The following is a 14,885-nucleotide window of genomic DNA, read 5'->3' as shown; positions in this document are numbered from 1 at the left end:
ACCTTAGTTAAGACCTTATGAGCAAACATACCTATGACTCCGGCCTGATCGGTAACTGTGCCTATATCGCCCATATCGAAAAAGACACCAATATTTCCTGGCTTTGCATGCCCCGATTTGATTCGGATTTTATTTTTGGTGGAATGCTGGACCGAAAAAAAGGCGGGAAATTTACCGTACTGCCAGAATCCGGAGATTATACTTCCACACAAACTTATGTGGAGAACACCAACATTCTCGAAACGATTGTAAGAAATGGAAGTGATAGCTATAAGGTAACGGACTTTGCACCGCGCTTCAAAAACTATGATAGATATTATAAGCCTCTGATGCTGATTCGTAAGGTGGAGCCTATTTCTGGATCACCAAAGATAAGAATCGAGTGTCAGCCTGTAACTGAGCGGGGTCAGATTCAGCTTACTCCAAGTCAAGGCAGCAATCATATCAGATACATGGGAATTGATCAGGAGTTGAGACTCACCACCAATGCTCCCCTGACTTATGTCTGCGAAAAAAAGTCCTTTGCTCTCCAGAGACCCGTTTACCTGGTTCTTACCTACGGAAGACCATTAGAAGCACCAATAGAATCTACCTCAGAGCGATTCTTGCAATCCACCCGTGAGTACTGGCAAGCTTGGGTCAAATCTACCAGCATCCCCAATTTTCACCAAAGACTGGTTTTGAGATCCGCGTTGATTCTGAAAATTCACCAATTTGAAGATACCGGAGCGATTATCGCAGCTTCAACCACTTCATTACCTGAATCCCCCGGTTCTACCAGAAACTGGGATTACCGCTATTGCTGGATTCGTGATACCTATTATACCCTGACCTGTTTCAACAGTTTGGGACACTTTGAAGAGTTAGAAAAGTATTTTGAATATATCCAAAATCTACCTGTTGGGCCTGAAGGAAGATATCAGCCACTGTACTCCATTTCGGGTCATGGATTGTTGGTTGAGGAAATATCTGATTTGGATGGATACTTAGGCAACAAGCCAGTAAGATTTGGTAATCAAGCCTATACCCATATTCAGAATGATCTATATGGACAGGTTTTGGTTTCTTTGCTTCCCCTATACTCTGATCATAGATTTACAGAGTCTGAGCGGAGTCACTCTGAGCCCATGATTATGAATCTTTTGGATAAGATTGAGGCCACTATGCATGAGAAAGATGCAGGATTATGGGAATTCAGGAATCTGGCTCAAGAGCATTGTTATACCTTTTTATTTCACTGGGCAGGCGCCTGTGCTGCCGCAAAAATCGGTATCCGAATGAAGAATGAAGCGATGTATCAAAAAGCGATCGCACTTCGGGAAGAGGCAGTGAAAAAGATTGAGGCCTGTTATTTACCTGATAAAAAAGCTTACGCTCAGGCAATAGGAGCCCAACATATGGATGCCTCGACTCTGCAATTAATTACCATGGGTTATTTCGGAGACGATCTGGAGCGGGCAAACAATCACTTGAAGCAATTGGAGAAGGAATTGTTGGCAAAGGATTTTCTTTTCTATCGCTATAAGCACATGGATGATTTTGGTGTGCCTGAAACCACGTTTTTGATCTGTGCATTTTGGTATATCGAAGCATTGGCTTGTGTGAATAGATTGGATGAGGCCATTCAGGGATTTGAAACTTTGACCAAGTATTGCAATCATTTGAATCTCTTTTCGGAGGATGTGGATCAGGCTACAGGAAGCCAATGGGGGAACTTCCCGCAGGCTTATTCCCATGTGGGTTTGATGAATGCGGCCTTTAGGATAGGAAAGAGATTGGATATGCCGAATTTTCTGTAATACTTATTTTTTCTCCCTAGAAGAATAGTAGGCAGAGGCAGTAGGCAGTAGGCAGAAGCAGTAGGCAGTAGGCTGTTTGGAACTCTTGCGAGTCATAAATAATGCCGTCACCGCGAGGAACGAAGCGGTCTCATCAAAGTTAGAACTTGAAATAAATCTTTGCGACTTTGCCTCTTGGCGGGAGGTTTTATTTCCCGCAAAGATTAGAAGAGGCGAAGAACAGTAGGCAGATGCAGTAGGCAGTTGGCTGTAGGTAGTTTGGAACTCTCGTGAGTCATAAATAGAGGCGTCTCCGCGAGGAACGAAGCGGTCTCATCAAAGTTAGAACTTGAAATAAATCTTTGCGCATTTGCCTCTTGGCGGGAGATTTTTTCTTGCAAAGAATGGAAGAGGCGAAGAACAGTAGGCAGAAGCAGTAGGCAGTAGGCAGTTTGGAACTCTTGCGAGTCATTAATAATGCCGTCACCGCGAGGAACGAAGCGGTCTCATCAATGTTAGAACTTGAAATAAATCTTCGCGCCTTTGCCTCTTGGCGGGAGATTTTATTTCCCGCAAAGAATGGAAGAGGCGAAGAACAGTAGGCAGAAGCAGTAGGCAGTAGGCTGTTTGGAACTATTGCGAGTCATAAATAATGCCGTCACCGCGAGGAACGAAGCGGTCTCATCAAAGTTAGGACTTGAAATAAATCTTTGTGCCTTTGCCTCTTGGCGGGAGACATTTCCCATGAAAGAACCCAACCATCTCTCAAAATATTCTAGCAGCTAGCATTTCTATCTTGTAGATTCGTGAAAAATTTGAACTATGCTTTCCAAACGCCTTTATTTAGTCTTGTTGATTTTTTCTAACCTAACCTTGCTTTCATGCAACAGGGATATTTATCATCAAAACAATAAGGCCCACCAAAAACAGGTAAAAGAAGCCACTTCGGTTTTATTGGAGGTTCCTAAAACTAAAATCAAATCCCCCGGAGATACAACAGTCTTAAATGATCAGTGGGTAGGCACCACCAATTTTAGCATTCGCAGGCCAAACTTTGTGGTAATCCATCATACCGCGCAGGATTCTTTAGCTCAAACCATTAAAACTTTTACCCTTACCCGAACGCAGGTGAGTAGTCACTATGTGATAGGAAGAGATGGAACAGTGGTGCAAATGCTCAATGATTATTTACGATCCTGGCATGCAGGAAGAGGGAGATGGGGAAATGATACAGATTTGAACTCATCCTCTATAGGAATCGAGTTGGATAATAATGGTTCGGAATTTTTTCCTGAGGAGCAAATCGAAAGCCTAATCAAAGTCCTGAAGTCACTGAAAGAAAAATATAACATACCCACCGCCAATTTTATTGGTCATGCGGATTTGGCACCGGGGAGGAAAGTTGATCCCAGTGTTTATTTCCCATGGAAAAGATTGGCTGAGGCTGGATTTGGCTATTGGTATGATGAAAAATTACTACAACCTGAATATGAAGGGAAGCTTCCTGAAAACTTCAATGCTTTGGATGCTTTGAGAATTATAGGATATGATATAAGTAATCCTCAGGCTGCTATTCAATCATTTAAAATTCACTTTACCAAGGAGAATATCAATAGTCCGGAATTAAGCCATTTGGATAAGCTGATTATCTATGATTTGTATTTGAAGTATAGGTAAGTTAAGACTCCCGCAAAGAGAAGTAGGCAGAAGCAGTAGGCAGTTTGCAATTAAATTATAAATAGTGGCGTCACCGCGAGGAACGAAGCGGTCTCATCAAAGTGTCGGCTTGAAATAAATCTTTGCGCCTTGGCCTCTTGGCGGGAAAAATTAATCCCGCAAAGAATGGAAGAAGCAAAAAGCAGTAGAAAGATGCAGTAGGTAGTAGGCAGTTTGGAACTCTTGACAGCCATAAATAGTGGCGTCACCGCGAGGAACGAAGCGGTCTCATTAAAGTTAGAACTTGAAATAAATCTTTGCGACTTTGCCTCTTTGCGAGAGAATTTATTTCAGGAGGCGAATCCGACTTTATTTCGCGAAGCGTATTTCGATTTATTTCTTTATTTCTAAGCCAGTACTTTCAAATTCTTCCATACCTACGGCATGGAGGGGATCCTCTTTTCATTTTGCTACCAAGCTTAAATCCCAACGGGATTTATCTTACTCACAAATAAATCTTTGCGCCTTTTCCTCTTGGCGGGAGAAATTAATCCCGCAAAGAATGGAAGAAGCAAAGTTTGAAATTGAAAGCAAGCGCTTATTTCAGGAAGCGAAGCCGACTCTATTTCGCGTAGCGTATTTCGATTTATTTCTTTATTTCTGAGACAGAACTTTCAAATTCTTCCATACCTACGGCATGGAGGAAGCCTTCTTTACATTTTACTACCTAGCTTGAATCCCTACGGGATTTATTTCTCTCACCAATATATCTTTGCGCCTTTGCCTCTTGGCGGGAGATTTTTTCCTGCAAAGAATGGAAGAGGAGAAGAACAGTAGGCAGAAGCAGTAGGCAGTAGGCTGTTTGGAACTATTGCGAGTCATAAATAATGCCGTCACCGCGAGGAACGAAGCGGTCTTATCAAAGTTAGAACTTGAAATAAATCTTTGCGACTTGGCCTCTTGGCGAGAGATTTTTTCCCGCAGATCAGCGCAGAAAAAAAAACAGATTATCACAGATCTGGCCAGAGGTCCAAAGCTGATTTTTGTTTAAATCAATAATTTCCTTTGCGTCGCTGCGCCTTTGCGGGAGAATTTATTTCGCGAATAGTATTTCACTGAATCAATTTACCCAAGAGATTCCTCACTTGTCTAAAGGACTTGATATTATAATTAGCTTGGGTATATGCATAACCGACTCTGATGGAATAGGCATTTTTTGGCATTGCCTTGAATGTGTCCTCATCCGTCCAATCATCACCGATAGCCAAGATAAAGTCATATTCATTGCCCTTCATCATGGCAGTAGCAGCTCGACCCTTATTGATATCAGGACGTTTGATCTCCAAGACCATATTTCCTTCTAAGACCTGTAAATTATGTCCTCTGGCCATATATTTCAAATGACTAAACAGCTCTCTCATTCGCAGATCTCCCAAGCCACTTTCTACCTTTCTGTAATGCCATACGAGGGAATGATGTTTCTCTTCTATGAAAGCTCCGGGAGTTCGCAAAACATAATATTCCATCACAGAGCGGATGTCCTCTTTCCAGGAATCATCCACATCGGCATAAAGCTCCCAGTCACCTTTATTCTCTTTATGCTTCACCCATACGCCATGCTCCGCAATCATGTCCACATGAAAGCCTTTGAACCAAGTTCCCAAAGTGTCTTTATCTCTTCCAGAGATAATTACCACCTGTGCTTTTTGGCTCAATCCTTTCACAATAGCTTTTAATTCAGCATCTGGTTTGGCATCCTGAGGATTAGCTACAAAGCCAGTTAAGGTACCGTCGTAATCTAGGAATAAAACAGGCTTTTTAGCCTCTTTGAAGCTTTTCTGAATTTCTGTAATGACTTTGGTATCAACGTCCTTAGACGTCAATTCAGCTTGCTTTTGCTTGACATGTTCGATTCTATCCATGAACACTTTAACCCACTGAAAAATATCATACTTTTTGAGGCTTTCCTGCATAGATGAGATACGGGCCTTTTGCTCTGCAGGCTTCATGGTCAATGCTTCATAAATGGCATCTACCACTCCCTGTTGATCATTAGGGTTGACTAAAACTGCATCCTGTAACTCCTTGGATGCTCCCGCCATTTCTGACAAAATAAGCACCCCGGTTTGATCAGTTTTGCTTGCTACGAACTCCTTACAAACCAGATTCATTCCATCTCTCAATGGAGTCACCAAAGCAATATCAGACATGCTGTAGAATGCACTCAATTCCTCAAATGGGAATCCTCTGTAGAAGTAATGAACTGGTACCCAATTCAAGGTGGAGTAATCAGAATTCATCCGCCCAACCAACAAATCAATCTCTTCTTTCAGCTCTTTGTATGACTGAACTTTGTCTCTGCTCGGCACCACAATCATGATCATCGAGACTTTGCCATGCAGCTCCTTATGGTCTTTCAGCAATTTATTGAATGCTTCCAGGCGCTGAGGAATTCCTTTGGAATAATCCAATCTATCAATGGTGATGATCAGCTTCTGATCAGCCACTTGCTTTCTAAATTCCTTGACAATATTCTGCGTTTTTTTGCTTTTAGCCTGCTTCGCAAATTTGTCATAATCAATCCCCATCGGGAAAGAGTCTACATTGATAATGCGATTTTCTGCCTGGATATAGCCGCTTTCGCTGGACATCCCTGTGATTCTACCCACCGCACTCAGGAAGTGGCGCATATCATCATATGTATGGAAACCTATCAAATCTGCTCCACAGACGCCCTCGAGCAATTCTCTTCTCCAAGGGATCATTCGGATGATTTCATAAGAAGGAAATGGAATGTGCTGAAAAAATGCAATAGTTGCGTTAGGCAAAACCTCTCTCAGCATTTTCGGTAAGAGCAAAAGCTGATAATCATGCACCCAAATGGTATCATCTGGATCAGCTTTTTTAAGTATTGCTTCGCAAAATTTTTCATTGACCCTTTTATATGCTTCCCAATGCTCTGCATTATACACCATGTACTGGGTAAAATAGTGAAATGCAGGCCAGAGGGTTTCGTTGCTAAAGCCTTCATAAAACTGCTCCACATCTTCCTTCGAAAGGAAAACCGGTGCCATTTTCAAATCATGAAGCTCTAGAATGATTTCAGCTCGCTGTTCGGGATCATCCACGGTATTTCCCGGCCAACCAATCCAGATGTTTTCTCCTGATTTATAAATGGATCCCAGGCCGGTAGCTAATCCTCCGGCTGAAGGTTTGAATTCGAAGCGTCCATTTCTATGACGCAGGGAAATAGGTAGTCTATTGGATACAATGATGGTTTTTGCCATGGTAGGTTTAGGTTAAAAACATGAAAGGAATAAATCCTTAACAAAAAGGTGATAGCTAAATATAAGCAAAAAGGGAGTAAAATTGAGCCCCATTTTTAGATTTCATCTTTCCTTAACCTATGCTTATTGATGAAAAAGTGTTTCGAAATAAAAATAAAGGGGGCACTAAAAACAAAAGCCCCGGGATTTCCCGAGGCTTTTCAATTATATTTTTTGAGTTGATTATAGGCTAAAAGCAGCTTTAATCTTCTCCACATAGTCTAGTTTCTCCCAAGTGAAAAGCTCAACATCCAGCTTAATTTCATCTCTATAAGGAGAAACAAAGGTTTTGGTTACTACCTCGTTTTGACGACCCATGTGTCCATAAGCAGCAGTCTCTTCATAAATTGGGTTTCTCAATTTAAGTCTCTGCTCAATAGCATAAGGACGCATATCAAACAGCTCCTCTACTTTTCTAGCAATCTCTCCATCGGAAAGACCAACTTTGGAGGTTCCGTAAGTATTCACATAAATTCCCATTGGAGCAGCAACTCCAATAGCATAAGATACTTGCACCAACATTTCGTCAGCAATTCCCGCAGCTACCATATTTTTGGCAATATGACGAGTAGCATAAGCTGCTGAACGGTCTACTTTCGATGGATCTTTTCCGGAAAATGCCCCTCCACCGTGAGCTCCTTTTCCACCGTAAGTATCCACGATGATTTTTCTTCCCGTCAAACCTGTATCACCATGAGGTCCACCGATTACGAATTTTCCGGTTGGGTTGATGTGATATTTGATATCTGAGGTGAACAGTTTTTGCAACTCAGGCTTCAACTGAGCTTTCACTCTCGGGATCAAGATACTGATGATGTCCGATTTGATTTTTGCCAACATAGCCTCTTCCTCATCAAAGTCATCATGCTGAGTGGAAACAACGATCGCTTCAATTCGCTGAGGTACGTTATCGTCACTGTATTCGATGGTTACCTGTGCCTTGGAATCAGGGCGTAAGTAAGTGATATCCTTATTTTCCCTTCTCAAGGCTGCCAATTCACGCAAAATCATGTGAGAAAGGTCCAAAGCCAAAGGCATGAAGTTTTCAGTTTCATTGGTAGCATAGCCAAACATCATCCCTTGGTCACCTGCTCCCTGCTCTTCAGGATTTGCTCGGTCCACACCTTGATTAATATCCGCAGACTGCTCGTGAATAGCAGAAAGCACTCCACAGGAGTTACCTTCGAACATGTATTCACTTTTGGTATATCCAATTCTGTTGATCACATCTCGGGCAATCTTTTGCACATCCAAATAGATATCGGATTTCACCTCGCCAGCCAAGACTACTTGACCTGTGGTTACGAGCGTTTCACATGCAACTTTTGAATTGGGATCGAAGGCTAAAAAATTATCTATCAGCGCATCGGAAATCTGGTCAGCGATTTTGTCAGGATGACCCTCAGACACTGACTCTGAGGTAAATAAATATGCCATAAACTTACGTTCTTATGCTTGTTTCAAAGAAAGCCCAAAAATAGGGGAACTGAAGGAAATAAAAAACCTAAACTTATATGTCTTTCAGGATTTAATGCCCTGGTTTTTCAGAAAAAATGTGGTTTAGAAGAATTGGTGAAATTTTCTAAAAACCTGACAGCTCTTGGTATCACGTTTGAAATTGGTGTGAATGATATTTCATGGCTGAGAATAAAAAAGGAGGTCCATTGCTGGACCTCCCATTTTTTATTAAGTATTATGAAATATTAAAAGCCAGAAACATTCAATCTTCCACCTGTAACAGTCTTCCCTGATAAAGATGCAGTCGGTGTGGTTGAATTTAAGATAGCTGCTTTGATTTGTGCAGCACTTGCAGTTGGATTTAGTGAAGCATATAAAGCAGCTGCACCAGTCACATGAGGTGTCGCCATGGAGGTTCCGTTATAACTTGCATAGCCTGAACCAACAGAAGCCTTCCTTCCTTTTCCAACAGTGACAGGAACTGTAGACCAAATTCCTGAGCCAGGAGCTCCTAAATCAACAGTAACTGCGCCGAATTGAGAAAAGCTGGAAAGAGCTCCTGAACTGGTGATTGATGCTACTGCAATGACATTTGGACTGTCATAGTTAGAAGGATAGCTTGGAGAAATATCATTGTCTGTGCCTGAATTACCAGCTGCAGCGATAAATAAAATTCCTGCAGCATTCGCACGGTCAATCGCATCTTTCAATGCTTGCGAATAGCCTCCGCCACCCCAAGAGTTATTAGTAGCAACGATATTCAACCCATGTCTCACCTTCAAGTCAGTGAAATAATCCACTGATTTAATTGCATTGGAAGTAGTTCCGCCTCTAGAGCCCAAGAATTTAGCTCCGATCATTTTTACATTCCAAACTACACCTGCTACACCTATGCCATTACCTCCGACACCGCCGATAGTACCAGCAACGTGAGTACCGTGATCATCCCCTGTTCCGTCAAAGAGGGAGTTGTCGTTTCCGTCAAAATCCCATCCATATACATCGTCAATTAGCCCATTCCCATCATCATCAACACCATTACCCGGTATTTCGCCAGGATTTACCCCAGCATTTCCAGATAAATCCTCATGTTCGTACATATAGCCTTCGTCTATAATTCCAACATAGACAGTTGAGCTTCCAACCTTATTTGCTGCCCAAGCCGTAGCCGCTCTGCTGCCAAATTGGTTTCCTCCAGCTGACATTCCCCATAGTTGATTATTGGTGAAATAAGGATCATTAGAAGTAGCAAAATGCTGGTAAATCCAGTTTGGCTCTGCATATTCCACTTCAGGCATAGCTTTCAGCTTTTCTATAGCTTCCATGGTGCCAATTTTAGTATCCACTAAAATCAAGTCCCCATTTGGACCGCTTTTTCTTGCGTTGGCTAATTCCATAGCACCGGTTTTGATTTCCTCTACTACAGTACCTCCAATTGCTCCTAAAATGTCCGCGGAAATTCTGGATCCAGTAGTAGCTGTTCTCATTTTGATCAGCAACTGACCGGGAACAAAGTTTTGACCAAGATCAAGCTTGATCTGTTCTGAAACTGAAGGCTCAATTTCGGCAACATCAGTACAAGAAACTGCTAGCCCTAACAAAGCAGGGAAAACCAGCGCATGTTTAATTTTTATCATATGATTGATGGTTAAAGATTTTTGGGAATTTATACCTTTTACTGAATATTATATCATAGATGAGTCCTATCGAAAAAGAAAATTTTCTATCCTTTCAGTTAACTTTAATTCCCATTTCAAACCTTTTTTTAACCAAGCTTTGCAAATAAAAAAGCCATTTGATGCGTCTTGATTTTTTTATAAGCTGAAAATTGGATTTTCCCTAAAATAAAATGCTTTATACTCCTCTTTGGACTAATTAAAAAGAGCGATTAATTCCAAATTTTCTTTGGTTCAACAAGCCAATTTTGGCTGAAAAAATTTTTAATTTTTTTGAAAAAAAATTCAACTTTTTTTTCTTCATCCCCCATGCGCAATAAAGTTTCGGTAACTTTTATCCTCTATCCAATTTCAACTATGAAGAAGACTGTTCATTTCTTACTGATAAACTTGGCAATATTTTCAATTTGCTCTTGCCAAGTCCCCAATGACACATCTACCTCGGATCACAAAAGTTCAAGCCAGTATTCTGATTTGGTCAACCTTTTTGAAAGATGGAGATCTTTTGAAAATCCGCCACTTCATGATGGAGCTCCGGATTATCGCAAAGCAACTTTTGAACTACGACACACCAAGTTTAGGGAATTACAAAAAGAATTATTAGCGATAGATACCTCTGGATGGGCTATTCCTGAAAAGGTGGATTGGAGAATCGTTTGGGCAGAAATGAATGGGTACGATTTCAATGATAGGGTACTTCGTCCTTGGGCAAGAGATCCTGCATTTTATAAATCACTTTGGATGGAAAGAAGCGATGTTCCTGCTCACGAGGGCCCAACGCATCATGGAACTCTTGAATTTTGGCAGTACGAATTCCCCTTGGATGAAACTAGCAAAGCGAAACTTTTGAAAGAGCTTCAGGCTATCCCTTCGCTCAATAAGCAGGCTGAGTCCAATCTCACTGGAAATGCAAAAGAGCTTTGGGAGGCAGGAATTCCGACCATCGCTACGCAAGTTGAAGACTTGAAAGGTCTTTTGCTCATCTCTGAAATCAGCAATGATCCGAAATTGGCAGAGGCTGTAGAGAATGCGGTTAATTCAACGGAGGGATTTGTAGAATGGCTTATCAAAGAATCAGCAAATAAAACCGGAGAGTCAGGAATTGGTAAGGAGAATTACACCTGGTATCTGCAAAATGTCCACTTGGTGCCTCTGACCTGGGAGGATGAGGTGATGATACTTAAAAGAGAGTTGGCTAGAGCCTGGTCTTCTTTAAAATTGGAGGAACATCAGAACCGAAACCTACCTCCTTTAGCGGAAGCAAATACGGCAGAGGATTTTGAAAAGCTAACAGAGAATTCTATTCAGAAATTTATGGAGTTCTTGAAGGATCAAGAGATTCTCACAGTAAAGGATTATTTCGAACCTGCCCTGAGGGAACATCGAGGCAGTTTCATTCCCAAAGAAAAGCGTAATTTCTTTACCATAGGAATGCATATTGATCCACTGCCTTTGTATTCGCATTTTTATCATTGGTTTGAACTGGCTATCATGGATAATGAACCCCATGCCAGTCCGATCCGGAGAGGACCGCTACTTTATAATATTTTCGATTCCAGAAATGAGGGAACAGCAACTGCTGTGGAAGAGATGTTTATGGATGCAGGCCTGTACGAGGATTCCCCAAGATCTAGAGAAATCGTCTATATCATGATTGCTCAGCGTGCAGCTAGGGGATTAGGTTCGCTCTATGCACAGGCAAATGAAATGACCATGGTGGAAGCGGGTGGTATTCATTCGGATTATACGCCTAGAGGTTGGATGAAAACAGAAAAAGAACTCCTGCTATTTGAGCAACATTTATATATGAGGCAGCCTGGATATGGATCGAGTTATATTACCGGAAAATATCTCCTCGAAAATACCCTGGCTGAGTTTGCAAGAATTAAAGAGGTGAAGGAGGAAGAGTTCAGGTTGAAGGATTTCTTTGATCAATTGAATGGAATGGGAAGTATTCCGATTGCATTGGGCCAATGGGAAATGACGGGGGTGGATCCGATGCAAGGGATGTGAAAATTGTGCCATACCTACGGCATGGAGATGTGCTCTGTAGAAACCTTTTGCTACCATGCTTAAATCCCTACGGGATTTGCTTTGGCTTGAATTATCTCTTTGCTTCTTTGCCACTTGGCGGGAGATTTTTTCCCCGCAAAGAATTAAAGAGGCAAAAAGCAGTAGGCAGAAGCAGTAGGCAGTTTGGAACTCTCGTGAGTCATAAATAGTGGCGTCACCGCGAGGAACGAAGCGGTCTCATCAAAGCAATAACTAGAAATAATTTCTTCCCAAATAAATCTTTGCATCGCTGCAAGAGGGTTTATTTCAAGAGTCTAAGCCGACTTTATTTCGCCAAGCGTATTTCAACTGTAATTCTTTTTTCAGAGACGAAACTTCCAAACTCTTCCATACCTACGGCATGGAGGTGATCTTTGAATACACTTTTACTACCTAGCTTAAATCCCTACGGGATTTGCTTTGGCTTGAATTATCTCTTTGCTTCTTGGCCTCTTGGCGGGAGATATTTCGCCCGCAGATTAACGCAGAAAAAGACACAGACCTGACTGCCGTCAGGCAAGTCTTTCACAGATCTGGTTTTAGGACAATATCTAATTATAGTATTCTTTGCGCCGCTGCGAAAGAATTAATTTCCTCAAATAATTTTATCTAAAATCCCCCTTGCCCCCTTTTATTAAAATTGAGATCCCAATTTAGTACAGAATTCCAAAGGGGGAATTGATCCGATTATCGCCGAAGGCTTATCGTGAAAAATGTATTTCAGAACCCCAATACCTAGAAAGAAACTTTTATTTTAGAAATGGAGTATATACTTTTAGTATTACTTTAGGAATTTATGAAAACATTATCCTTAAAATTAGACGAAAACATTTTCGAAGAAACTGAAGAAATGATTAAGCTGAAGGGCATTGCCAGAAATAGATATATCAATGAGGCCTTAGATTTTTATAATCAACTTTTGAAAAGAAAAGCACTTGCTGCTGATTTTTCAAAGGCTTCCAAAATGGTGAAAAAATCTTCCATGCAAATCAATCAAGAATTTGACAATTTAATCGATGAAGGTTCAATATGAGATTTGGCTGGTCAATCTCAATCCTTCGAAAGGAACAGAGCCTGGAAAAATCCGACCAGCAGTCATTATCCAAACAAATCTTTTAAATCAGGTTATGCATCCTTCCACCCTGATATGTCCGATAACCAGCCAGCTAAGTTCAGAGGAAAATATTTTGAGAGTAAAAATCGAAGGAAAGAAAACTGGATTAAGTCAAAATTCAGAGGTTTTAATTGATCAAATAAGGGCAGTTGATAATAGAAGATTTATTGATCGAATAGGTAAATTAGACAATGGAAAAATTCAGGAATTAAGAAAAAAACTGAAAGCAGTTTTAGATTTTTGAAGTCTAATTGAAGGAACGGATCGGTCCTAAAAAACTATAGCATCAAAAATCTTTTAATCTGAATAATTTTGCGCTTTAGCTACTTTTCAGGATTTTTTTTCCCAAAAACTGACTGTCGATAAACCATGCCAAAACTCGAAATTCTTCCATATCTACGGCATGGAAATGAGCTCTGAAAAAACCTTTTGCTACCTAGCTTAAATCCCTACGGGGTTAGCTTTATCTTAAATTATCCCTTTGCTTCTTTGCCACTTGGTGGGAGATATTTCGCCCGCAAAGAATTGAAGAGGCAAAAGGAGTAGGCAGTTTGGAACTCTCGTGAGTCATAAATAGTGGCGTCACCGCGAGGAACGAAGCGGTCTCATCAAGGTTAAGACATTAAATAAATCTTTGCTTCTTGGCCTCTTGCCGGGAGATTTTTTTTCCCGCAGACCTGACTGCCGCCAGGCAAGTTCAGCGCAGAAAAAAACACAGATTATCACAGATCTGGCCAGAGGCCCAAAGCTGATTTTTATTCAAATCAATAATTTCCCTTGCGTCGCTGCGCCGCTGCGAGAGAATTTATTTCAGGAGGCGAAGCCGACTTTATTTCGCGAAGCGAATTTCGGGTGTATTTCTTTTTTCAGAGACGAAACTTCGAAATTCTGCCATACCTACGGCATGGAAATGTGCTCTGAAGACATCTTTTCTACCCAGCTTAAATCCCTACGGGATTATAATTATTTTTAAATTGGACTTCGCTTCTTGGCCTCTTCGCGGGAGATATTTCGCCCGCAAAGAAATAAAGAGGCAAAGTGAAGCGTATTTCAATCGTATTTCTTTTTTCAGAGACGAAACTTCGAAGTTCTTCCATACCTACGGCATGGAGGGAATCCTCTGGGACATCCTTCCACCTAGCTCTAATCCCTACGGGATTTTTATTTGTCTTAACGAGGCCTTTGCTTCTTTGCAACTCCGCGGGAGACATTATCCAGGAAGCCTATCTTTTTTTCACCAATGCCTCCGTGACTTCATTCATCGCCTTAACCTTGTATTCAAAATCACCCTTCAAGGTGTCCCGATAAGCATTCAGATTATCCAATAAATCATCAATCTCTTCAGGCAATACTTCCTCCAATAATTGGCGAAGTCGCTTGGCTGTTGTAGGTGATTTTCCATTGGTAGAGATGGCAATTTTCAAGTTTCCTTTGGTGACTATCCCGCCCAAGTAGAAATCACAAAGGGCTGGAGTATCTGCTACATTCACCAAAAGAAAGCGCTCCTTAGCCTCATTTCGGATTTGAAGATTTACCTTTTTATCATCCGTTGCAGCAATTACCAAGTGTTTTCCACCCAAGTACTTTTCATCATAGCTATCCTCAATCAAGGTAACTGTTTCTGCTTTTTCCGCCAGTTCCAAAAATTCCGGTCGGAACATTTTTGACACCACGGTTACCTGTGCCTTGGGACTCGATTTTAGCAAAAACTCCAGTTTCTCAGTGCCCACAAAACCACCTCCAACTAAGAGAACATTGAGTTCGTGAACTTTCAGGAAAATGGGATATAGATGGTTCATTTTTTAGATTTATAGAGTTTAGAAAG

General features: G+C 41.2%; 9 protein-coding genes. 5 read left to right on the top strand and 4 right to left on the bottom strand.

The genetic code is table 11. The features are described 5' to 3' along the window. Positions 1-17 precede the first annotated feature (17 nt). Together GYM62_RS19655 and GYM62_RS19650 are read left to right on the top strand one after the other, a co-directional pair. On the top strand, positions 18-1,799 hold the full coding sequence (locus GYM62_RS19655; RefSeq protein ID WP_091651359.1) for a glycoside hydrolase family 15 protein: 1,782 nt from the start codon (positions 18-20) through the stop codon (positions 1,797-1,799). A gap of 801 nt (positions 1,800-2,600) precedes the next feature. Continuing rightward, complete coding sequence (locus tag GYM62_RS19650; RefSeq protein ID WP_219957653.1) at positions 2,601-3,455, top strand: N-acetylmuramoyl-L-alanine amidase; 855 nt, start codon at positions 2,601-2,603, stop codon at positions 3,453-3,455. A gap of 1,091 nt (positions 3,456-4,546) precedes the next feature. Here the strand turns inward: GYM62_RS19650 and GYM62_RS19645 are convergent. The 3 genes from GYM62_RS19645 to GYM62_RS19635 form a co-directional block, all read right to left on the bottom strand. Beyond that, complete coding sequence (locus GYM62_RS19645) at positions 4,547-6,721, bottom strand: bifunctional alpha,alpha-trehalose-phosphate synthase (UDP-forming)/trehalose-phosphatase (RefSeq protein ID WP_219957652.1); 2,175 nt, start codon at positions 6,719-6,721, stop codon at positions 4,547-4,549. Between the two features lie 222 nt (positions 6,722-6,943). Continuing rightward, positions 6,944-8,197, bottom strand: a complete 1,254-nt coding sequence (gene metK, locus GYM62_RS19640) for a methionine adenosyltransferase (RefSeq protein WP_219957651.1) — start codon at positions 8,195-8,197, stop codon at positions 6,944-6,946. A gap of 266 nt (positions 8,198-8,463) precedes the next feature. Beyond that, on the bottom strand, positions 8,464-9,855 hold the full coding sequence (locus GYM62_RS19635; protein WP_219957650.1) for a S8 family peptidase: 1,392 nt from the start codon (positions 9,853-9,855) through the stop codon (positions 8,464-8,466). 396 nt (positions 9,856-10,251) lie between these two features. On the opposite strand from GYM62_RS19635, the gene GYM62_RS19630 reads away from it, so the two are divergent. From GYM62_RS19630 to GYM62_RS19620, 3 genes are all read left to right on the top strand, one after another. Next, positions 10,252-11,907 carry a hypothetical protein gene (locus GYM62_RS19630; RefSeq protein WP_219957649.1) on the top strand — a complete coding sequence of 552 codons (1,656 nt, stop codon included), beginning with the start codon at positions 10,252-10,254 and terminating at the stop codon, positions 11,905-11,907. An 835-nt stretch (positions 11,908-12,742) separates the two neighbouring features. Next, complete coding sequence (locus GYM62_RS19625) at positions 12,743-12,979, top strand: hypothetical protein (RefSeq protein WP_091651383.1); 237 nt, start codon at positions 12,743-12,745, stop codon at positions 12,977-12,979. Continuing rightward, positions 12,963-13,304 (top strand): type II toxin-antitoxin system PemK/MazF family toxin, encoded by a 342-nt coding sequence (locus GYM62_RS19620; protein WP_091651385.1) that lies wholly within the window; start codon positions 12,963-12,965, stop codon positions 13,302-13,304. The genes GYM62_RS19625 and GYM62_RS19620 overlap by 17 nt, the downstream gene beginning before the upstream one ends. Before the next feature lie 979 nt (positions 13,305-14,283). Here GYM62_RS19620 and GYM62_RS19615 read toward each other — a convergent pair. Then, positions 14,284-14,859 (bottom strand): bifunctional precorrin-2 dehydrogenase/sirohydrochlorin ferrochelatase, encoded by a 576-nt coding sequence (locus tag GYM62_RS19615; protein ID WP_219957648.1) that lies wholly within the window; start codon positions 14,857-14,859, stop codon positions 14,284-14,286. Between the last annotated feature and the right edge of the window lie 26 nt (positions 14,860-14,885).

Source organism: Algoriphagus sp. NBT04N3, from assembly GCF_019443765.1.
In the GTDB taxonomy this organism is placed as follows: domain Bacteria; phylum Bacteroidota; class Bacteroidia; order Cytophagales; family Cyclobacteriaceae; genus Algoriphagus; species Algoriphagus ornithinivorans.
Note: the sequence above shows the minus strand (reverse complement) of the source record. Positions and strands in the feature narration are given on the sequence as shown.

Bases quoted from the DNA above. Each gene is read 5' to 3' on its own strand.
- GYM62_RS19635 (WP_219957650.1), bottom strand. From the start codon at position 9,855: ATGATAAAAATTAAACATGCGCTGGTTTTCCCTGCTTTGTTAGGGCTA.
- GYM62_RS19615 (WP_219957648.1), bottom strand. From the start codon at position 14,859: ATGAACCATCTATATCCCATTTTCCTGAAAGTTCACGAACTCAATGTT.
- metK (WP_219957651.1), bottom strand. From the start codon at position 8,197: ATGGCATATTTATTTACCTCAGAGTCAGTGTCTGAGGGTCATCCTGAC.
- GYM62_RS19655 (WP_091651359.1), top strand. From the start codon at position 18: ATGAGCAAACATACCTATGACTCCGGCCTGATCGGTAACTGTGCCTAT.
- GYM62_RS19620 (WP_091651385.1), top strand. From the start codon at position 12,963: ATGAAGGTTCAATATGAGATTTGGCTGGTCAATCTCAATCCTTCGAAA.
- GYM62_RS19650 (WP_219957653.1), top strand. From the start codon at position 2,601: ATGCTTTCCAAACGCCTTTATTTAGTCTTGTTGATTTTTTCTAACCTA.
- GYM62_RS19625 (WP_091651383.1), top strand. From the start codon at position 12,743: ATGAAAACATTATCCTTAAAATTAGACGAAAACATTTTCGAAGAAACT.
- GYM62_RS19645 (WP_219957652.1), bottom strand. From the start codon at position 6,721: ATGGCAAAAACCATCATTGTATCCAATAGACTACCTATTTCCCTGCGT.
- GYM62_RS19630 (WP_219957649.1), top strand. From the start codon at position 10,252: ATGAAGAAGACTGTTCATTTCTTACTGATAAACTTGGCAATATTTTCA.